Here is a 21089-nt window from a genome sequence, read left to right as displayed (position 1 = left end):
TTGGCCGCTGTGCATGCGTAGGGGTAACCGAAACCCGGGGGGCCTATTCGTCTACGGATTCAGAGGCTTTCGGATCAGGTTCATTTTCAACACCCACAGCGCTGCTATCGGTGGTTTCTGGGTTGGCTTCGACCTTTGTTTCTGCTTCCTCCTCATCCTTCGCTTCTGTTGATTCGTCCAGGTCGGATTCATCTGCAACAGATTCGTCCAGGTCGGATTCATCTGCAACAGATTCATCTTCACCAGATTCTTCAGAAGCAGGTTCCTCAGATTCCGCAGTCTCATCCGCATCGCTCCCCGGTGTGGAGTCGACCGATTCAGCTTCAGCGGCTTCGGCATCCTCGACACCATCGGTGTCGCTCACGTCATCGTCGTCGCCATCAGCTGCCTCGTCAGTCTCCGTGGCTACGCCAGCGCTATCGTCCTGCGTCTCCACGTCATCCTTACCGCGACCGCTTCGGCCGAGCCCTGTCATAGCAACCACCACGATTGCTCCAGGTACGGCGAGCCATACTGACGCAAGAATTCCGGCTAGCCAGAACGACACTCCAGACCAGCCATAAATGCCAACCTCGCCGCCGAGCAATGCGGCCAAGGCGGCGACCATAAGGCCTGCAATGACAGCGGCAAAGACCACTTCCGCATAAGCGCGTTCTCCTGCACGATCACGCACGTAATTGCGTGTCAGCCACAAGCTCAATCCGACTGGAATGATCAGCAAGATCGCAAACGCCGGCGATAGCAACGACTGTGGCATTGCTGCCAAAATCGGCAGTGGCGGCATCGTTCCCGGAGACACTGCGAACAAGCTCGCCTCACCAGTACCGAGGTTGGCAGGAGCTCCCATGAGGATGCCGCTCGCAGCCAACGCAACATTAGGTAGGTACAGCAGAGACAAGACTGTAAGCGCCACTGCGCCACCGGCATCACTAGTGACGGAATAGGCCTCTCGCGCCGTCGTAAAGTGCCAGCCCACAGAAATCAACGAAAGCACAGCTCCGGAAATCCACAGCCAACCGACAAACTTCGAGGCCAGATTCGCCGATCCGAGAACCCACTCCGGAAGTTTGCGACGACGCAGCAAAGCACGAAGAAGTCGCTCACCCATACCCACCACGACAGCTCCGGCGTGCAACGTAAATGTGGACAACAGAGCGAACAGGAGATTTGGTGTATCGACTCGGAGTACCGAGGATGCGTCCCACAGCATCAGCCATGCAATGACTGTGAAAAGAAGCGGCAACGCCAAAAATGACGCAACCATCGCTCGAACATCGCGAATACTGACAGGTCCTGCAACTTCACGACGAACCCGCCACGCCACGAACGCGAACAGCCCCATCGCGGGCAATCCAGGAATCATGCTGAGATCAGTGCCTGCGTATCCGAATGGCGCCAAATTGAGCGCCATCCACAATGAGGCAATCGTTGCGGGAAGTGGCGTGATTCCGCTGCCCATGACGGTCACCCCAATGACAGCGAGGGAGACCACGAAGAGTATTGCCAAGAAGTCTGCTCCCGCTGCGGCATAAAGATAACGTCGCGCGCGAGGAGACTTTAGAGAAGCTACTCCGCGTAGAGCACTTCCTCTCTGCCCCTTGTAATCTTTTTGGGCTTTCTGGCCCTTCATGCCTTTCTGATCACGTGCAGCGAACCGCTCACCCACTGTGGTTGTGGACGTACGCCCCGCACCACGGTCAGCGCCCATGTCATTCACGGATTTGAACCCAATGCCCGAGGTGCGTGGTTTTGCCACGCCACGCATCGCATCCGAAACGACGTCAGCGTTACGGGAGTCCCGCCGATCTACGCGCCGTGCTTCCGAGGCTTTCCCACCGCTCTGTGCCTGCGTTGACTGATCTATATAAGGAGAAGCCTTCGAAACGTCACTTCCGGCTACTGCCTCGTCCGATCCGCGTACCGAGGAAGGTGACTGCCCCGTTGCGCGACTTGTACGCGCACGACCCGATCGATTCCGACCGCTACGTCGGCGATCTTTTCGACCTGCTGGGCCTCTACGTGGATCATGCTCACTCACTGGATTCGGTCGCCTTTCACAAAGAACGTCAATGACAGGGTCCTGTAGCTAGTGACTTTATCGCGGAGTCGGGATTGCCTGTGGAGACTCGTCGACAGGCGCAGTCCGACCTGCACAATCACAGTAGTTAACACGAATCACCACTGTTACCAAAGCGTCACACGCCGACCGCCAACGGCAGTGAAACACGTCACAAAAAGGATTAATTTCAGGAATTAAGTTGATCCGTCATTACCAATTCGTTATCGTAGCGTTGTCAGATAACAGACTGGTTACAGAAACGGTCGCTATCTGAGTATCGACTAAGAGGAGTCGCGGTCGTCAATCAGACGCCGACCGCGATTTTTATTTGCTCAGAAGTGGCGAAGTTTACGTACAGGGGAGTTTCAAATGTCTAACACCACCACCATCCGCAAGGGCGGCGCACACCGCAAGCAGAGCTCAACCGTAACGAGCCGTATTGCAGCAGTCACCCTGACTGCATCCGCAATCACCGCTGCAGGTACCGCATCTGCTGCTGCTCAGCCAGATACCAACAAGGTTATCGACCACAAGGCTGACAAGGAAACCGCAGCTAAGCAGCTGTCCACCACCCCAATGGTTTTGGCATCGGACAACTTCTCGCCAAGCACCGACCTGGGTGCACAGCTGGCAACCGCGATCTCGTACAACGCAGAGCGCGTACAGCGCGACCTGGCACTCCGTGCCCCAACCACCGCTAAGCCTGCTGAAGGTACCTTCACCTCTGGCTTCGGCCCACGCTGGGGTTCGATGCACAACGGCATCGACGTTGCTAACGCAGTCAATACCCCAATCCTCGCTGTTATGAGCGGCACCGTCATCGACTCCGGCCCAGCTTCCGGCTACGGCCAGTGGATCCGCATCAAGCATGACGACGGCGCCATCTCCGTATACGGCCACCTCGAGACCCTCGGCGTCTCCGTTGGCGAGCGCGTCATGGCCGGTCAGCTGATCGGTGGCATGGGCAACCGTGGATTCTCCACCGGTAGCCACCTGCACTTCGAAATCTGGCCAGACGGTGCAACCCCTGTTGACCCAATGGCATGGCTGAACGCACGCGGTATCTACTACTAAGATTCAGCACTACACACGCCTAAGCGCTCCGCAGTTACGGGACTGCGCATAAGCACATACTCCCCGTGCAGCACTCACCGTAGTTCTGCGAGCACCAGAAGACTTAGCCCCCTCACGGGGGCTTTTCTTATTGCACCCAAAAGGGTGCTACTATCGCGACTATTGTTTTCATTCTGTGGATAACACCGCGAGTGTCATCCACTCCGGATAACTCGAGCAGCGCGTGATTATAACGGTTATCAGCGCGGTTGCTGTGATTTCCGATGATTCGAAGCGCACCGCGCCACCAAATTGGATGCCCCTCAAATGAGGGGCATTTGCTGTATTTGGCGCTCAACACCACACCCGACCGGGCGCCATGGCCTACAACTTCTCCATTGGTACGCCGCCCATGAGCATGAGGCGTACCTTGCCAGCAGACCCGAAGTCGATCATGGCAGTAGCACGCGGGCCAACTCCGCTGACCTCCAGAACAGTGCCAAGTCCGTATTTATCGTGAACAACTCGATCACCAGCAGTGAGATTTAGGTCAGAGTTCTTCTTCCGCTGCGGAGCTGCCTTGGAGCCACCGAAACCAGCGCTACTGCCAAATCCGGTGCGACCAGAACCACCACTGTAGCCTCCGCCACCATAGCCGCCACCGTAGCTTCCGCTGCTTCCTCCGTATGAACGGCCGAAGGCTGCTCCACTACCCCACGATGATCTCGCAGGCTCTTCACGCAGCCATTCCAGATGCTCGTCCGGAATTTCTGCCAAGAAGCGCGACGGTGGATTGGTCTGAGGAGTCCCCCACGACGACCGCGTCACCGAGCGAGTAATAAACAGTTGTTGCTGAGCACGGGTGATCCCTACATAAGCCAATCGGCGTTCTTCCGCGAGTTCTTTCGGATCGCCGAGAGCTCGCAGGTGCGGGAACTGACCATCTTCCCAACCAGTGACGAAAACGACCGGGAACTCCAATCCCTTAGCCGTGTGCAACGTCATCAGAGTGACCACACCTTGGTCATCCTCTGGGATCTGATCGGCATCAGCGACCAAAGACACTCGTTCTAGGAATGCTGCCAGGCTTCCTGGTTCCGCTTGCCCATCGTCCAGGCCACCATCGAATTCCCCAGTACCTTCTACTAGCCTGCTAGTGGAGTTTCCATTTGTGCCTCCATCATCGTCTCCGGCATTGATGTCAATGCTGGACATGAGTGCTGCCTCTGCAGAGAATTCCCGAGCAACGCTGACGAGTTCGTTAATGTTGTCGAGCCGGGTGGCATCTTGCGGATCATTGGAACGCTCCAGCTCGGCGCGATACCCCGAGCGATCCAGAATCGCTTCGATAATGTCGCCGATATCCGCCAAATCACCGCTGCTCATATCCGCCACGATCCCGTCGAGAAGTTCGACGAATCGTGCCATTGAATTCTTACTTCGCGCGGCGATCATAGGAATCTTGCCGTGAGCTGCAGCACGTAGCGCGCTACCAAACGACGAACGAGTATCCTCAGCGAACAAAGCAACGTGTGCTTGCGCGCGATCACCTATGCCACGACGTGGAGTGTTGATGATGCGACGCATCGATACATCATCGTCAGGGTTTTCCAGAACGCGTAGGTACGCAACGATGTCCCGAACCTCTCGACGCTCGTAGAACCGCGTTCCGCCTACCACGGTGTATGGAAGCCCCATGCGGATAAAGACATCTTCCAGAGCTCGAGACGCGTTATTCGTTCGGTAGAACACCGCAATGTCGGAGTACTTGGCTTCACCACGGTCAACGATCTTGTCGATCTCGTTCGCGATGAACCGAGCCTCATCGTGCTCGTTGTCCGCGACATAACCCCGAATTTTCTCGCCGTCACCGAGGTCGCTCCACAGCTTCTTTTCACGACGGTTCTCATTACGAGAAATCAACGCGTTCGCAGCCGACAAGATATTCTGCGTGGAACGGTAATTCTGCTCCAGCAGGATTGACGTCGCCTCTGGGTAGTCCTTCTCGAACTCTTCGATGTTGCGGATAGTCGCACCTCGGAAAGCATAAATGGACTGATCCGAGTCACCGACCACACATAGCTCAGACGGCGGCACTGCCCCATCAGGCTTTCCGACGAGCGCGCTAATCAACGCATACTGCGCATGGTTGGTGTCCTGGTACTCGTCCACCATCACATGACGGAACCGACGTCGGTAGTACTCCGCTACGTCTGGATGCTCGCGGAAAATCCGCACAACTTCGCCAATCAGATCGTCGAAGTCCAGCGCGTTCGCTGCTCGAAGTCGCGCCTGGTATTCGAGATAGACCTTTGCGACGATGTCGTCGAAAGGATTGTGAGTCTTTGCAGCTTCTGCGATCGCAGTTTCGGGATCAATGAGCTCGTTTTTCAGATTTGAGATCCGCGACGACAACACACGACCGGTGAACTTCTTACCATCCAGATTCATGTCCTTGCCGATCATGGACAGCAAGCGCCGGGAATCATCTGAGTCGTAGATTGAGAAGTTAGAATTCAGCCCAGGAATCAGGGCGTACTGCATGCGCAGAATGCGAACACATGTCGAGTGAAAGGTAGACACCCACATGCGTTCGGCGCCTGGCCCGACGAGCCCGGCAACACGCTCCCGCATCTCGGCTGCTGCCTTATTAGTAAAGGTAATAGCCAGAATCTGTCCCGGATGCACACCGCGTTCGGCAATGAGAAACGCGATACGGCGAGTCAGCACTGCGGTCTTACCAGAACCTGCACCAGCCACAATGAGCAATGGCGAACCACTATGTACTACTGCAGCATGCTGTTGTGGGTTCAAACCAGCCAACAAGTCAGCGCGACTACCAAAGGCATCGCGATTATCGGAGCCGGCGGGAGGTGCCGACGGGCTAGTATTTTGACCTAATTGTCCGGTGCGACCGGAATTGGCGAATTGTCCGAAACCGGAACCATTAAACTCAGTGACCATGATGAAACCAGCCTAGCTGAGTGCCCGGATCACTCCTTTTGAAAGAATGGACACATGACCGAACACAAGTCGAACGACGGAATCGTCGCAGCTTTTGAGATTCGCACCCCGACGGGCACTGATGACCCGTTGAGCTCTGCTGAAATCGAGCAGTACCGCGAAGAAATCAACCGTCTCGATGCGCTGATTATCGATGCCATCCAACGCCGCACTGCAGTGAGCAAGGCTGTAGGCAAGACCCGCATGGGGTCCGGCGGTACGCGCCTTGTTCATGGTCGCGAAGTTCAGATCATCAATGACTTCCGCGACCAGCTCGGCCCCGAGGGTCCAGCGATCGCATCAGCATTGCTACGCATGGGCCGAGGCCGCCTGGGCTAAAAGCCTGGGGTGGACACCGCCGGTTACCAGGAGTTACGCCTCCAACGAGATCGACTTCGTTTCGAGGAACTCGTCAATGCCGGTCAAACCACCTTCGCGGCCCAATCCCGACTGCTTGACGCCACCAAAGGGTGCCGATGGATCTGACAACGCCCCCTTGTTGACCGCGACCATGCCTGATTCCAACTTTTCAGCAGCGGTGAGCGCCGATCCCAGGTTCTCGCTGAAAACATACGCAGCGAGACCAAACTTTGTGTCATTTGCCAACTCAATGGCCTCGTCATTGTCAGAGACTCGAAGCACGGACACGACTGGCCCGAAAATTTCCTCCGCCACAATGTCGGCGTCGCGAGGCACGTCATACAACACTGTCGGCGCATAGAAGTATCCCTGCGCTAGCTCGCCACTCATCGACGGAATCTCACCGCCGATTGCCACCTTCGCGCCACGTTCGACGGCATCGTCCACAAGGCGCTGCACAGTCTCCTGCTGGTCCCGCAACGCCAGTGGCCCCAACGTCGTTTCTTCATCCGTGCCCGCGCCCACCACAAGCTCGTCAAACTGCTTGACGACGCCCGCCACGAAAGCATCCACGTGCTTGTCATGGACAATGAACCGATTAGGAGCAATACATACCTGACCGCCATTGCGAAGCTTGGCTGCCTTGACTGCGGTGATTGCCTTGTCGACGTCGCCGTCGTCAAGTACGACGAAAGGTGCATTGCCACCAAGCTCCAGCGACACCTTCATCGACGATTCGGCAGCCTTGGCAGCCAGCATTTGGCCCACTTCGGTGGAGCCTGTGAAGGTGAATTTACGTAGGCGGTCATCATCGAGCAGAGTTGAGACATTCGACGACTTACCTGTCGGAATCACGGACACGACGCCGTTTGGTAGACCAGCTTCTTTCAGTAGCTTCGCCAAGTACAGCATGGTCAGCGGGGTCTTCGATGCCGGTTTCACCACAATCGTGCATCCAGCAGCAAGCGCGGGAGCAATCTTGCGTGTGCCCATTGCCAACGGGAAATTCCACGGGGTAATAGCCAGCGCCGGCCCGACGGGCTGACGCATAACGACAACGCGAGCCTTGCCATTTGGGCTCGTGCGGTAATCACCCGTAATGCGGACTGCTTCCTCGGAGAACCACCGGAAGAACTCTGCTCCATAGGCAACTTCAGCCTTGGAATCAGGGAGTGCACGCCCCATTTCAAGTGACTGTAGGTATGTCAGCTTCTCCTCATGCTCGAGGATCAACTGAAATGTGCGACGCAGAGTTTCGCCGCGTTCACGAGGTGGCGTTGCTGCCCACGAGTCTTGCACAGCGCATGCGGCATCGAGCGCTGCCTTTGCATCGCTTTCTGATGCGGAAGCAACAGACACAATTGGGGTATCTGTCGCGGGGTTCAGCACCTCAAAGGTGGCACCACCTTCGGCATCACGGAACTGCCCATCGATAAACAATTGGGTGGGAACATCGCGAAGAATTTCGTCGGTAGTCATCATGGTTCCACCCTATGCACCGGCTTTTTATCTGTCACGGGAGTAGGCGAAAGAGTACCCAAGCGACATCTCTCAAACCGCACTACGCTGGATAACTGAAGCTGTTTAGTACAGCTCTACTACCTATTTCCAACTCGAAAATCTGGAGCAGGAATGACCGCAGATATCACCACCACCGCCGAATGGAGTGCGCTTGCACAGCGTGCCAAGGAGGTTACCGCGACCGACCTTCGTCAGCTTTTCGCAGCCGATGCCGACCGCGCCAAGAACCTGACGTTCGAAGCTGCAGGTCTGCGGGTGGACTTGTCGAAGAACCTCGTCGACAAGCCAGCTTTAGAAGCACTGGTAGATCTGGCTAAGGCAGCAGATGTTGAGGGCGCTCGTGCCAGCATGTTCGCCGGTGAGAAGATCAACAACACTGAGGGACGTTCCGTGCTGCATACGGCGTTGCGTTTGCCTCTTGAAGCAGAGCTGACCGTCGATGGGCAGGATGTCGCTGCTGATGTGCACGATGTACTCGGCCGCATGCGCGACTTCGCTCGGGCGCTTCGTTCCGGTGACTGGTTGGGTCACACCGGCCACACGATTAAGACCATCGTGAATATTGGCATCGGTGGCTCCGACCTCGGCCCCGCAATGGTCACGAAGGCACTGCGCACCTACGCAACCGCGGGCATTGATGCTCGTTTCGTTTCCAACGTGGATCCGTCTGATCTACACGCGGTACTCGACGAGGTCGATCCAGAATCCACGTTGTTCATCATTGCGTCGAAGACGTTCACTACTCAAGAAACCTTGGCGAATGCGCATGCTGCTCGCCGTTGGCTCATCGACAAGCTTGGCGACGACGCGGCCGTCGCAAAGCACTTCGTCGCAGTGTCTACCAACGCAGAGAAGGTCGCTGAGTTTGGCATCGACACCGACAACATGTTCGGTTTCTGGGACTGGGTCGGTGGTCGTTACTCGGTCGATTCCGCCATTGGTTTGTCCATCATGGCAGTAATTGGACCTATGGACTTCATGCGTTTCTTGGAAGGCTTCCGCATGATGGACGAGCACTTCTTGAATGCGCCACTGGCGGAAAATGTTCCAGTCCTCATGGGTCTGTTGGGCATCTGGTACGGCGATTTCCTTGGCGCCCAGTCGCACGCGGTCCTGCCATACTCTGAGGACCTCTCCCGCTTCCCTGCTTACCTGCAGCAGCTGACGATGGAGTCGAATGGTAAGTCGGTTCGGCGCGATGGCACGGCTGTCACCTGCGACACCGGAGAAATTTACTGGGGAGAGCCTGGCACTAATGGTCAGCACGCGTTTTTCCAGTTGATTCACCAAGGCACCCGCATGGTTCCAGCTGACTTCATTGGCTTCGCTCGTCCTCGCCAGGATCTGCCAACTGCTGATGGTTCGGGTTCGATGCACGATCTGTTGATGAGTAACTTCTTTGCTCAGACCAAGGTACTTGCCTTCGGTAAGACTGCCGACGAGATTCGCGCAGAAGGCGTCGCTGAGGAATTGGTTCAGCACAAGGTCATGCCAGGCAACCGCCCAACCACCACGATTTTGGCGGACGAATTGACCCCAGCTGCTGTTGGTGCGTTGATTGCATTGTACGAGCACATCACGTTCGTCCAGAGCACCATCTGGGATATCAATGCATTTGACCAGTGGGGTGTGGAACTCGGCAAGAAGCAGGCAGGTGATCTCCTGCCAGCTGTCACCGGTGAGACAGCACCAAATTCGGGCGATGCTTCCACTGACGAACTGTTGAAGTGGTACCGCGCTAACCGCTAGTTCACGCGTGACGACGGAGTTTCGCTAGAGACACCAAACCCGGTCTAGGAGATACTTTCTCCCAGGCCGGGTCTTCTTGCTATTGCTGACTAATTAACGATTCTGGTCGTCGCGATCATCGTCATTCTGATCGTCGCGATCATCGTTCTGGTCGTCGCGATCATCGTTCTGGTCGTCGCGATCATCGTTCTGGTCGTCGCGATCATCGTTCTGGTCGTCGCGATCATCGTTCTGGTCGTCGCGGTCGTCGTTCTGGTCGTCGCCGCCCTTGACGTCATCCACCTTCTTCTCGATCTGAGTCGATACCTCAGGAACCTTCTTTTCGATTTCCTGCTCTACCTTTTCTGCATCGCCCGAACCGCACGCGACCAGCGTCAGGGAAAGCATAGATGCACCCGCAAGTGCTGCGAGTCGCTTCATGGTGGTGTTTCGACGATTGTTCATTTTCGTGCTCCGCTCTTTTACATTTGTGTAGGCGTTCGGACAACTAATAATGACAGCCACCGACCCCTGGGTTAGCCAATATTCGGTGGCTGCTACCTAGCAACTGTAATGAGCTTGTTGTATCCCACAACAATATTTTTGTACTTGTTGTGGCATCGTTGCACCTTTGTTACCTGGCGCAGTCGCCTTTTATTGAATGGGCTTTACAGGACGTGGTACGCGTTCGGAGCGTTATTCCACCGCAGTTCCTCGTCATTGACGATCTCCTTGCCAAATGGGAAACACGTCACTGGAATCATCTTCACATTGGCAATCGCCAGCGGGATACCGACGATCGTCAGAGCCTGCGCAATCGCCGTAGAGATATGCGTCAACGCCAACCAAATTCCAGCGACGAGGAACCAAATGACGTTCATAATGCCAGCCATAGCAGCAGACATTTCAGATGCTCCACGCTTGTCAATAACTGTGCGCCCAAATGGCCACAAAGCGTAATTTGCCATTCGGAATGACGCGACGCCTGCAGGAATTGTCACGATAAGCAGGCATGCCAATATGCCAGCCAAAATGTAGCCAAGCCATAGCCAAAAGCCGCCGAAAACCAACCAAATAATATTTAGAAGTGCACGCATGACCCCAGGCTAGCCGAGAGCCCGCGAACTCTGCTGAGCGGTGATCCGGCTAAGAGGTTATTCTCTAAACTATGTCTGCCTACGTTGAAGATGATATCTTGACTCTCCGCCTTGCCCAGGGCACTGGCGAAATTCTGAAGGGGGTCCGCAACGTTGGCCTGCTTCGTGGCCGTGTTCTTGGCGATGCAGGCGATGCGCTCTCGCAAGAGTGGATTTCCCGTGTGCTCCAGCAGCACCGTCCTGACGATGGGATTTTGTCCGAAGAAGCCGCCGATAACCGCGACCGACTCGATAACGAACGAGTGTGGATCATCGACCCACTTGATGGCACCCGCGAATTCGCTGGTGGCCGCCAAGACTGGGCTGTGCACATCGCACTCGTCGTCAACGGTCAGCCAACACACGCTGCAGTCGGTTTGCCTGATTTGGGCCAGGTTTTCCATACCAGCTCAGTGAAGGCAGTGACTGGTCCGAAGTCCGGCAAGTTGGCAGTATCGCGCACTCGCCCACCGGCCGTCGCAAAGTTTGTTGCAGAGAAGCTGGACCTGGAACTCGTCCAGATGGGTTCTGCGGGTGCCAAGGCAATGCACGTCTTGCTCGGTGATTGCGACGCATACATCCACGCAGGCGGACAGTACGAGTGGGACACTGCAGCACCAGTCGGTGTTGCTCGTGCTGCAGGTATGCATGTTTCCCGCCTTGATGGTTCGGAACCTACGTACAACAACGTCGACACGTTCCTGCCTGATATGCTCTTCTGCCGCCCAGATATGAAGGATGAGATTCTGGCTGCGGTTGCTGAGTACAAGGAACAGCACGGCGACTACTAAATCGGGGATACTTGTAAGAGAGCCCACCACGTCAATTGCACGCGGTTACGGTTCTATTCAGGGGAGTTCGGTAGCCTTGACGGCATGACCGACTCCCCTTCTTCGATCCCAACACCCTATGAGGATCTGCTGCGCGAGATCCTTAACGACGGCGTTCACAAGGACGACCGCACCGGCACTGGCACTCGTTCCGTTTTTGCCCGTCAGATTCGGTACGACCTGTCTGAGGGCTTCCCCCTCATTACGACGAAGAAGGTCCACCTCAAGTCCATCATCTATGAACTGCTGTGGTTCCTGCGTGGCGATTCCAATGTACGTTGGCTCCAGGACCGTGGCGTCACCATCTGGGATGAATGGGCTGACGAAAGCGGCGATCTCGGCCCCGTATACGGCGTCCAGTGGCGCTCGTGGCCAACGCCAGACGGCCAGCATATCGACCAGATTCAGCAGGCTCTAGACACGCTGAAGAATAATCCAGACTCTCGACGCAATATCGTCAGCGCCTGGAATGTGTCAGAGATCAGCAATATGGCCCTGCCTCCCTGCCATCTCCTGTTTCAGTTCTATGTTGCTGACGGCAAGTTGAGCTGCCAGCTGTACCAACGCAGCGCAGATATGTTCTTGGGTGTTCCATTCAATATCGCTTCCTATGCGTTGTTGACGCACATGATGGCTCAGCAAGCAGGTCTAGAAGTCGGCGAGTTCATTTGGACCGGTGGAGATTGCCACATCTATGACAATCACGTCGAGCAATGCGAGCTTCAGACTTCTCGCGCACCACGCCCGTACCCAACCCTGAAGTTGCGCAAGGCTGATTCCATCTTTGATTACGACTTCGATGACATTGTTGTCGAAAACTACGACCCCCACCCTCTCATTAGAGGAAAGGTTTCGGTGTAGCCCCAATGAGCGCAGGCCAGATGACTGAACCACACTCCAACAAGGCTGATCGCCCGGCATTTCTGGGAATGATCTGGGCACAAACCCCTGATGGCATCATCGGTGATGGCAATGGCATGCCGTGGCACTTGCCAGAGGATCTCGCCCATTTCAAAGCAAAAACGATGGGAGCTCCCGTCATTATGGGGCGTCGCACGTGGGATTCTCTGAACCCACGGTTCCGCCCTCTGCCTGGTCGTCGCAATATCGTTCTGTCTCGCACGAGCACGGACTTCCCCGGCGCTGACCACGCAACGAGTTTGAATTCCGCACTATCTTCCTGCGCCAATGAACCAGCAGTGTGGATTATTGGAGGTGGCCGTATCTACCGCGAAGGTCTTCCCTACGCCGATGAATGTGTTGTCACAGAAATCGATGTGTCAGTGGAAATTGACACCCCGGTCCGCTCTCCCGATCTTTACGCGTGGGAGCCTGTCTCACGTAGCGAATGGCTCACTGCTGACAACGGATTGCGGTACCGCTTTACGACGTGGCGTCCTCGCCAGGGAATATAAACGACTCAAGGAAGCGTTGAACTCACTATGACTAACTCTGCAGCAACCCCGAAGACCACTGAACACGTCACCATTTACGCCACGAGCTGGTGCCCTTTCTGCCAGCGTTTGCTCGCGAATTTGGATAAGAGCAAGACTCCATTTGAGGCATGGGACGTCGAAAAGCATGCTGATCTAGCGGCCTGGGTTGAGTCTGTGAACGATGGAAATCGCATCGTACCTACGGTGTTGTACTCAGATGGTACGTATGCAACGAATCCTTCGGCGCGTGAAGTTGAAGCGAAGTACGCGGAACTGGCTCAGTAGCTGTCAGATTAGCCAGAACTGCTCTCGTAGGTGTTGTTAAACACGTACGTATTGGCGAGCTCCAGAGCTGGCAAATAGCCCAGCATAAGAATGCCGCAAGCTACAACCATCGCCCAGGAGCGTCGTTTCAGTGCAAAGAGCGCGCCCAGGGCGAATGCTACTGGCGATGCGTACATGGCCAGGGTCGGTGCCTGCGAACCGAAGTCCTGAACGAACGGGCCAACGAATGGCAGCACAAGGCCAACAAGAAAAAGCACCCACGCGAGTAATCCCCACCCTGCGTTGCCGCGGGATGGTCGATTATCGCGTGAGGTGCTTTTCGTCATTCACCTAGGATAGAGGATTAATCGAGGTCATCGTGCGCCATTAGCTGGCGTGCTGCCTCAGTAATCGATCCAGATAGTGATGGGTAGACCGAGAACGAGCTAGCCAGGTCAGACACAGTCAGCTGGTTCGACACGCATACTGCAATCGGCAGAATTAGCTCGGACGCGGTAGGCGCCACCACTACACCGCCGATGATCATGCCGGAGTTCTTACGGCAGAACAGCTTCACAAAGCCGTGACGCAGCGAACGCATCTTCGCACGTGGGTTACCTGCCAATGGGAAGACCTCAACACGAGCGGAAACTTCGCCCGATTCGATCTGCGCCTGTGAAACACCTACGGTTGCGATTTCTGGGCGGGTAAACACTGCCGACGACACCGTACGCAGGCGGATTGGCGACACGCCTTCACCGAGTGCGTGGTACATCGCAATTCGACCCTGCATTGCAGCAACCGATGCTAGTGGGAACAAATCGGTGCAGTCGCCAGCAGCGTAGATGCCTGGGACGTTGGTACGAGAAACACGGTCTACGTGAATATGACCCGAACGAGTCGTTTCCACACCGGTGCTTTCAAGGCCAAGGTCAGCGGTATTAGGAATCGAACCGACAGTCATCAATGCATGAGAGCCCAACACTTCACGGCCATCCGACGTAACAACTCGTACGCCACCGTCCTCGGTGCGCTCGACAAGGTCACACCGTGCATTCTTTACGACGTCGACACCAAGCTCCAAGAGAACATTCTCCAAAGCATCCGCGGCATCGGCATCCTCGTGTGGAAGGATTCGGTCACGAGATGCGACCATCGTGACCTTGACGCCAAGCTCAGTGAATGCAGACACGAACTCTGCACCAGTTACACCAGAACCAACGACGATGAGGTGCTCTGGAAGAGCTTCCAAGTCATACACCTGGCGCCACGTCAAAATGCGCTCGCCATCAGGGATTGCACCAGGAAGGATACGAGGGGAAGCACCTGTTGCGATCAGAACGAGGTCGCATTCCAGAGTCTCTTCGCCACCCTCCAGCAGATCCACGGTGACGTAGTGCGTAACACGACCTGGTTCGTAGTCATCCAGGCGCGCCCGTCCCTGAATCATCGTGATGCCTTCGCGTTCCAGCTGACTGCGTACGTCTTCAGACTGCTGGCTAGCAAGTCGCTGCACACGCTCGTTTACTGCGGTGAAGTCGATGTGGCGCTTCGAGAAGTCTGGGCGTAGACCCATGTCATCGGCACGACGCATATCGGTACGTACACCAGTTGCTGCAATGAACGCCTTCGATGGCACACAGTCGACCAGAACTGACGAACCACCCATGCCAGCATCTTCGACAACGGTGACGTTTGCTCCATACTTAGCGCCAACCAGTGCAGCTTCGTAGCCAGCTGGGCCACCGCCGATAATTACGATCCTCTTGGACACAGATCCTCCACGTTCCGGGAATGCCACTCATCAATTTCATGTCAATCTGAAGGTTCCGCCATGTTCATCGGCCCAACTCATCAGACAACCTCTGGGATTGATACCCAAGTGTAGTGATTTTCCGAGAATCTGCTGACACCAAGCACACCGAATGCTAGGTCACTGGTCGGCTCAGTCCGTCGCTTCGGATCGATCCCGCTCGTACTGAGCGACGATTCCTGCAAACAGACGCACACCTACGCCGAAGCATTTCTCGTCAACGACCAGGTCATCACGGTGGAGATCATGCTTTTCTCCCCTACCCGACCAACAACCCAGTCGAGCCATCGCACCGGGTACGTGTTCCAAATACCAACCAAAATCTTCTCCGCCAGACGACTGTGGAGCTTGAATTACGGCATTCTCATCAACACGTCGCACAGTATCTGCGATTAGGGCCGTGCAGTAGTCGTCGTTAAGTACTGGTGGCACGCCGCGTTCGTGCTGGATGCGATGTGTAACACCCGTTGGAGCCAGAATTTGCCCGACAAGCTCTCGAAGTAGTGGATCAATGGAACGCCATGTAGCGATGTCAGCAGTGCGAATTGTTCCGCGGAGTGTGCCTTCCGCAGGGATCGCATTCGCAGCGTAGCCAGCGTTGACTGCACCGAAGACAAGGACTGTCCCGGTACGTGGATCGACACGACGCGACAGCAAGCCTGGCAGGTCAGCGATGAGTTTTCCCAGCGCATAGACCACATCGGCGGTCAAGTGCGGACGAGAAGTATGCCCCCCGGGCCCCTCCACAGTGATCTCTACGGTGTCAGAGGCTGAAGTAATAGCACCAGTACGAACACCAACTTGCCCGACGCGAAGTTTCGGCTCACAGTGGACTGCAAAAATGCGCTCTACGCCATCCAGGGCACCGAAAGAAATGACATCGGGTGCCCCACCAACCATGACTTCCTCCGCTGGCTGGAAAATAAACCGCAACGGCGTAGGCAACGAATACTTCTGGTTGTACTCATGCATAGCTAGCGCGGTGGCGAGCGTGATGGAGGTATGGAAATCGTGCCCACACGCGTGCATCACGCCTTCATTCTCACTGGAATACGGCAAGCCTGTTGCCTCCGTGATTGGCAACGCATCCATGTCACCGCGGAAAGCCAACCGTGGCTTTGCGATGTCTGATGCTTCGCTATCGACTTGATCGCGTGGATCGATATCCACCATCAAGCCCGTATTAGGGAACATCAAAGGAGCAAGTCCGACCGAACGCAGTTTGTCGGCAATGAACTCCGTTGTGGAGTGTTCCATGTGCGACAGCTCAGGATGGGCATGCAGATATCGGCGCCACGACTGCATCTCGCACTCGTTGCGCTGCCACCAATCCTGAATGAAGTCCTCAATCACACTCTTCAGTCTAGGCACTTTGGAAGAAATTCCCACCTTTCACTTCTGTCACTCTTCTGCGAAAATACATGTCATGACTGAACCCGGGAATAGCACTGAGCCTCAAAAGTCGCCGATTAGCTTGGCTATCGCTGCTGTCGCAGTAGCGTTGGTCCTCGTTGTTGGCGTGGCTGTAGGCCTCGCGCTAAACAACTCTGACGAGGAAAAGGAACCAGAAGTTCCGCCAGCTCAACAGACATTCTCGATTTCCACGACGTCATCACCAGACCCAGAATCCAGCACGTCCTCCTCCACATCGTCGACGACTTCTACATCGTCGTCCAGTGACACGAGCAGCGAATCCTCGACCTCAACGGAAAGCACTTCCGAAACGACGAGCGAAACCAGCTCGGAAACCGCTGAGCCTGACGACGACGGATTCAACATCCCTAATGAAAACGTCGATGGCCGGGGCTGGGTCAACTCGTCTGCCCGTTGTGGCGACGGCGACCGCGCATTTGCTGTGCTGGCAACCGACAAGGGCACGACGACTGTCGCGTGCGAACGCAATGACGGCAGCAAGTATTACCGTGGTGACGCCTCCGCAGGCAGCTTGGAGGCACCGATCATCGTTGATGAAGGCGACCGAATCGTCGCACAAAATGGTGATTGGAAGTACCAAATGTCCCCGGACCGACTCGTCGTTACGAAGAACAACGAGACCCAGAGCATCGAAGGCGCAACAATCTGGGGCCGAAAGTAAAATCTACGCCCCAGCCTAGTTGTTACGAGCCTTAGAGGTCGATGTTGCGCGGGCCGTAGAGACGGTCGCCAGCATCACCCAGGCCAGGAACGATATAGGCGTCGTCGTTCAAGGCAGGGTCGATAACCGCAGTCACCAAGCGGACTGGGAACCCAGAGTTTTCCAGCGCTTCAACGCCAGGCTGTGCGGACAGCATGCACACCGCGGTGATGTCATCAGCCCCGCGGTCGACGAGCAGCTGCAGCGCATGCAGCAAAGACCCACCTGTAGCCAGCATTGGATCAACCAGGAACACAGGGCATCCTGACAGATCCTTTGGCAGCGCTTCCAAGTAAGGAACTGGCTCGTGGGTTTCTTCGTCTCGCGCAAGACCAATGAACCCCACCTGCGCATCAGGAATCATGGACAATGCTGGATCAATCATGCCCAGCCCGGCTCGGATCACCGGCACGATGATTGGTGGCTTCTGCAGACGGAAACCTGGCGCAGTGGTCACTGGGGTTTCCACATCGAACTCTTCAACTGGCAGGTTACGACTTGCCTCGTAAATCAACATTGCACCCAGGTCCGCGAGTGCGGCTCGGAAGCCAGAATTGTTGGTTCGTGCGTCGCGCATGATGGTGAGGCGCGATGCAGCGAGTGGATGGTTAACGACAGTGATCTCCATGGCTCCCAAAATACCGGCAAATCGGGATGGAACGAATCTGCATCCTGCACCGTCAGTACTAAATGAACTGACATATTCATCACATCGGACTGTTCGGTCGCGCCGGGCAGTTTCCAAATACGTGTGCGGGGGCTTTCATGGATACGTTTTCAAGGGCTGAATTCAGCCCACAAGGACTACTTACAGCCGCATCAGAGGCGGAAGAAAAGGACGGTAACAGCGATGGCAGAGCATTGCCAGAGGGAAGCCACCTTGCTTCGCTTCTGCTGGAGCAATCTCCATACTCAGCATGTTTGTCACGATTCTTTGCTGCTGCAGAGACTGCGAGAGTGCGGCAGGGGGAAGCCGTCGACAAGCTTGGAGCCTATGCGCTCGCGACAAGTGAAGCTCTAGCGTGGACCGGGCGGGCGGTAGGAAATGCGGAAAATGAAACGCAGCGGGCACTAAGCACAATCGAAGCTTGCCTTCCAGCTCGGATGGAGGGGTAACCGATGCTCGATGTGGTTAGCCGTGTGCCGGAGGAACTAGCGCAATGGGTTCCTGCAGAGCTGGCTCAGGTTCTTGACTCCATGAACTCATCAACTGTGCCAACTGCCGTGGCAAGTCCAGACGAGTGGAGTCAGTTGGCAGATTTGGTTACGCAGAGCTGGACAGACGGTTATGGAGATCATGCTGCATCCAGTTTGATGTCTACAGCTGAAAGCGCTGCCGAATTGTTTGACCGTAACAGCACTATCGATGGCGCGATTGCGGATGGGCAGGCTGCGATCTCTAGTGCAGTGTGTGATCTTGCAGGAATCGCAGAGCGGTTTCTGTGTGAAGTCGGGGCATCGGTGGCGGGTGTATCAACAGATGGGGCAACTGCTGCTTCCCCTTCGATGTTGAATCATGTCATCGCTGCACTAGCTTCTGGTGCGATGGCGGAAGCTGATGCGCGGATGCGATTGTTGGAATCGGAACTTGCCACATGCTCGGAGACGCTGGAAGCCACCTCCGATGATCCCGTTATGGTGCCAGACCCTCCGCAGGAAGCTGCGTCGGAAGCCCCAGCGCAGGAACATGCTTCCGCTACCCCGGCACCGGCTCTTGAGCTCGAGGTCGCTCCGGAAGAACTATCTACGCCCGTTTCAGAAGCAACTCCTGCAGCTGCAGCCGAGGCAAGCCCTGTGTCACATGCAGACAGCACAGCGGAAACCGCAGAAGACTCCGCTGAAGCCGACGGACACCCTGACTCCGATATCACTGACATTGCTGGAGCGCCAACTCCTGAAGCTGCGGCAGCGGTGCAACACGCATTGTCGGCTGTAGGGACGCCATACCAATGGGGCGGGAATCAACCTGGTGTCGGGTTAGATTGCTCTGGGCTCACCCACTGGGCATACGGCGAGGCAGGAGTCGAGATTCCTCGTACCGCAGCGGAGCAAGCCATCGGCCGCCAAGTTCAAGCGGATGAGCTTCTACCCGGCGATCTCGTTGTCTGGGAAGGACACGTGGCGATGGTTATCGGAGATGGCCAGATGGTGGAAGCAGGAGATCCTGTGCAAACGAATCCTATTCGTACCGAAAACGTCGGCATGGAGTTCTATGGCTTTTACCGGCCAACGGGTTAGGCCACCGGTTCTCGGAGAGCTCACACGCAGGGTAGGACTTGGCCCGCAGATACGTGAGCCTATCACCAAGTGGCACACAATTGCGGGTATCCTGCGAGAATAAACTGATTCGCACTACCCCTAAGGAATTGAAGGGAACAATGGCCAGACAGCGCATTGTCGCAGTTGAGCTCGAGCTGACCGAGGGCACCGCACACACGCTGTGGGCACCGAACTGGCGTGAAGGCAATGCCGAATGGCAAGCCATTCTCGGCGCTGGCGACGATGCTTACCTGTTTAAGTCTGCTGCGGAACTGCACGCATTCATCGATTCCGATGCCAGGCACGACCTGACCGAGCATGCAGCATGGCGTTCATTCGTCGCTGGGTTACCTACAAACGCTGTCGCTGACTCGGATGAACGCTACGACTTTATTGGCCTTCCCAGTGTCCTGGCAGATCGCCCAAGCAAGGAAAATGTTGCCGAAGTCAGCAAGATTTTCGCTATGGCACGTGCCCTAGGCAATATCGGCGGCCTCAAATCGACGAATCGCATGTTCGCTGCGAATTCCGTATTGGCCGCAGTGGAGAACGGCGCGGACCACTTCACGGGCCCTGGATACGCTCAATGGAGTTCCATCGGTCGCGTTATCCAGTCTCAGTGGAACGATGTGCTCGATGAACTGGATTCCCTGTGGGTCGACACTCCCGAGCTTGACGACGATGCCGTGGCTGCCTCCGAAACCGCTCTGGCGACCGCTGCTGCCGAGCTGAAAAAGAAGCGTGAAGAAGAAGAAGAAAAAGCTCGCGAAGCTGCTGCAGCCGCAGAGAAGGAAGCCTCCAAGAATGCCGACCCATACGACTCCACTGTGTGGGCCCAGGCAGGCATCGACCCCATCAAAATTTCCATCAACGGTCGCACGTTGTACACGCTGCGCTGCTACCTCGGGAGCCGTCCAGTCTTCTTAGGGCACGCAGGCACGATCAACACCTTCTCCCAGCCTCGCACGCTAGTCCGCTGGCTCCTGGAAAACGATGAGCATGATCTGGCTCGCCTCATCACATGGGACGACATCATGACTGCTGCAAACGCCGGCGAACTCGAAGCAACCGTCCACGAAGTCAACCACTACTCTTTCGCTGGTCTGGCTGAAGATATCAAGGCTGGCCCCTCGAAGATTGACCGCAAGCAGCTCTCCCGAGCCTATGATCTGCTCGCCGACGCAGCGGACTGGGCCGGCGATGATTCCGTCAACGAAGTACTCGCCAGCAATCAGCAACTGCAATGGCTGCTCAACTACTTGCTCGACACCGGTGAGAAGTCCGAGCCCGTTCCTCCTTATACCGAGGAAGCAGCAGGCTGGGAACGCCTCGAATCCGATCTCATCGCCCGCTTTACGACGAAGCTGTAACGGCCTCCCGTCGTAAAGCCAAAAGAAAAGAGCCAGACCACAAGGTCTGGCTCTTCGCATGAGGTACCGTCGCAAAAACGCCGGCCTTGAGCGGCCCCTAGAGACGCCCTTGAGTCACTTAGA

At 56.0% G+C, this 21089-nt stretch carries 19 protein-coding genes; 10 read left to right on the top strand and 9 right to left on the bottom strand.

Going from position 1 to position 21089, the window contains the following annotated elements:
• Nucleotides 1–43: 43 nt before the first annotated feature.
• A complete protein-coding gene (locus WG938_RS02590; RefSeq protein WP_339977236.1) occupies nucleotides 44–2038 on the bottom strand; it encodes a cell division protein PerM in 1995 nt (664 codons plus the stop codon).
• A gap of 390 nt (nucleotides 2039–2428) precedes the next feature.
• On the opposite strand from WG938_RS02590, the gene WG938_RS02585 reads away from it, so the two are divergent.
• Nucleotides 2429–3133 (top strand): M23 family metallopeptidase, encoded by a 705-nt coding sequence (locus tag WG938_RS02585; protein WP_339977234.1) that lies wholly within the window; start codon nucleotides 2429–2431, stop codon nucleotides 3131–3133.
• Nucleotides 3134–3496: 363 nt separating this feature from the next.
• Here WG938_RS02585 and WG938_RS02580 read toward each other — a convergent pair whose 3' ends face one another.
• Complete coding sequence (locus WG938_RS02580; protein ID WP_339977232.1) at nucleotides 3497–6076, bottom strand: UvrD-helicase domain-containing protein; 2580 nt, start codon at nucleotides 6074–6076, stop codon at nucleotides 3497–3499.
• A gap of 54 nt (nucleotides 6077–6130) precedes the next feature.
• On the opposite strand from WG938_RS02580, the gene WG938_RS02575 reads away from it, so the two are divergent.
• Nucleotides 6131–6454 carry a chorismate mutase gene (locus tag WG938_RS02575; RefSeq protein ID WP_339977230.1) on the top strand — a complete coding sequence of 108 codons (324 nt, stop codon included), beginning with the start codon at nucleotides 6131–6133 and terminating at the stop codon, nucleotides 6452–6454.
• Between the two features lie 33 nt (nucleotides 6455–6487).
• Here the strand turns inward: WG938_RS02575 and WG938_RS02570 are convergent, their stop codons facing one another.
• Nucleotides 6488–7954: an NAD-dependent succinate-semialdehyde dehydrogenase gene (locus WG938_RS02570; protein WP_445292891.1), complete on the bottom strand. Its 1467-nt coding sequence runs from the start codon at nucleotides 7952–7954 to the stop codon at nucleotides 6488–6490.
• A 153-nt stretch (nucleotides 7955–8107) separates the two neighbouring features.
• Between WG938_RS02570 and pgi the strand changes: the two genes are divergently transcribed.
• Complete coding sequence (gene pgi, locus WG938_RS02565) at nucleotides 8108–9745, top strand: glucose-6-phosphate isomerase (RefSeq protein WP_339977226.1); 1638 nt, start codon at nucleotides 8108–8110, stop codon at nucleotides 9743–9745.
• A gap of 93 nt (nucleotides 9746–9838) precedes the next feature.
• On the opposite strand, the gene WG938_RS02560 is transcribed toward pgi, so the two are convergent.
• Both WG938_RS02560 and WG938_RS02555 read right to left on the bottom strand, forming a co-directional pair.
• Nucleotides 9839–10189, bottom strand: a complete 351-nt coding sequence (locus WG938_RS02560; RefSeq protein WP_339977224.1) for a hypothetical protein — start codon at nucleotides 10187–10189, stop codon at nucleotides 9839–9841.
• A 203-nt stretch (nucleotides 10190–10392) separates the two neighbouring features.
• The gene (locus WG938_RS02555) at nucleotides 10393–10821 is read right to left on the bottom strand and encodes a YccF domain-containing protein (RefSeq protein WP_339977222.1); all 429 of its coding nucleotides are present in this window, start codon (nucleotides 10819–10821) and stop codon (nucleotides 10393–10395) included.
• Between the two features lie 71 nt (nucleotides 10822–10892).
• Here WG938_RS02555 and WG938_RS02550 point away from each other — a divergent pair, with 71 nt between their 5' ends.
• From WG938_RS02550 to WG938_RS02535, 4 genes are all read left to right on the top strand, one after another.
• Nucleotides 10893–11651: a 3'(2'),5'-bisphosphate nucleotidase CysQ gene (locus WG938_RS02550; RefSeq protein WP_339977220.1), complete on the top strand. Its 759-nt coding sequence runs from the start codon at nucleotides 10893–10895 to the stop codon at nucleotides 11649–11651.
• Between the two features lie 84 nt (nucleotides 11652–11735).
• Nucleotides 11736–12551 carry a thymidylate synthase gene (locus tag WG938_RS02545; RefSeq protein WP_339977218.1) on the top strand — a complete coding sequence of 272 codons (816 nt, stop codon included), beginning with the start codon at nucleotides 11736–11738 and terminating at the stop codon, nucleotides 12549–12551.
• A 20-nt stretch (nucleotides 12552–12571) separates the two neighbouring features.
• Entirely contained in the window at nucleotides 12572–13105 is a 534-nt protein-coding gene (locus tag WG938_RS02540; RefSeq protein WP_339977216.1) for a dihydrofolate reductase, read from the top strand.
• 27 nt (nucleotides 13106–13132) lie between these two features.
• Complete coding sequence (locus WG938_RS02535; RefSeq protein WP_339977214.1) at nucleotides 13133–13411, top strand: mycoredoxin; 279 nt, start codon at nucleotides 13133–13135, stop codon at nucleotides 13409–13411.
• Between the two features lie 8 nt (nucleotides 13412–13419).
• Here WG938_RS02535 and WG938_RS02530 read toward each other — a convergent pair whose 3' ends face one another.
• The 3 genes from WG938_RS02530 to WG938_RS02520 all read right to left on the bottom strand — a co-directional run bounded on the left by WG938_RS02530 (nucleotide 13420) and on the right by WG938_RS02520 (nucleotide 16556).
• Nucleotides 13420–13737: a hypothetical protein gene (locus tag WG938_RS02530; RefSeq protein WP_339977213.1), complete on the bottom strand. Its 318-nt coding sequence runs from the start codon at nucleotides 13735–13737 to the stop codon at nucleotides 13420–13422.
• Nucleotides 13738–13754: 17 nt separating this feature from the next.
• Nucleotides 13755–15164 (bottom strand): NAD(P)H-quinone dehydrogenase, encoded by a 1410-nt coding sequence (locus tag WG938_RS02525; RefSeq protein ID WP_339977211.1) that lies wholly within the window; start codon nucleotides 15162–15164, stop codon nucleotides 13755–13757.
• Between the two features lie 171 nt (nucleotides 15165–15335).
• The gene (locus tag WG938_RS02520) at nucleotides 15336–16556 is read right to left on the bottom strand and encodes an amidohydrolase (protein ID WP_339977209.1); all 1221 of its coding nucleotides are present in this window, start codon (nucleotides 16554–16556) and stop codon (nucleotides 15336–15338) included.
• Between the two features lie 73 nt (nucleotides 16557–16629).
• On the opposite strand from WG938_RS02520, the gene WG938_RS02515 reads away from it, so the two are divergent.
• On the top strand, nucleotides 16630–17298 hold the full coding sequence (locus WG938_RS02515; RefSeq protein WP_339977207.1) for a hypothetical protein: 669 nt from the start codon (nucleotides 16630–16632) through the stop codon (nucleotides 17296–17298).
• Between the two features lie 31 nt (nucleotides 17299–17329).
• Here WG938_RS02515 and upp read toward each other — a convergent pair whose 3' ends face one another.
• Complete coding sequence (gene upp / locus WG938_RS02510; protein ID WP_339977205.1) at nucleotides 17330–17965, bottom strand: uracil phosphoribosyltransferase; 636 nt, start codon at nucleotides 17963–17965, stop codon at nucleotides 17330–17332.
• A 491-nt stretch (nucleotides 17966–18456) separates the two neighbouring features.
• On the opposite strand from upp, the gene WG938_RS02505 reads away from it, so the two are divergent.
• Together WG938_RS02505 and WG938_RS02500 are read left to right on the top strand one after the other, a co-directional pair.
• Entirely contained in the window at nucleotides 18457–19575 is a 1119-nt protein-coding gene (locus tag WG938_RS02505; protein WP_339977203.1) for a C40 family peptidase, read from the top strand.
• Nucleotides 19576–19715: 140 nt separating this feature from the next.
• Nucleotides 19716–20966 carry a hypothetical protein gene (locus tag WG938_RS02500; RefSeq protein ID WP_339977201.1) on the top strand — a complete coding sequence of 417 codons (1251 nt, stop codon included), beginning with the start codon at nucleotides 19716–19718 and terminating at the stop codon, nucleotides 20964–20966.
• Nucleotides 20967–21089 lie beyond the last annotated feature (123 nt).

Origin of the sequence: Corynebacterium sp. H113 (assembly GCF_037572315.1) — a bacterium.
In the GTDB taxonomy this organism is placed as follows: domain Bacteria; phylum Actinomycetota; class Actinomycetes; order Mycobacteriales; family Mycobacteriaceae; genus Corynebacterium.
This window is presented reverse-complemented; position numbering and strand designations above follow the sequence as displayed.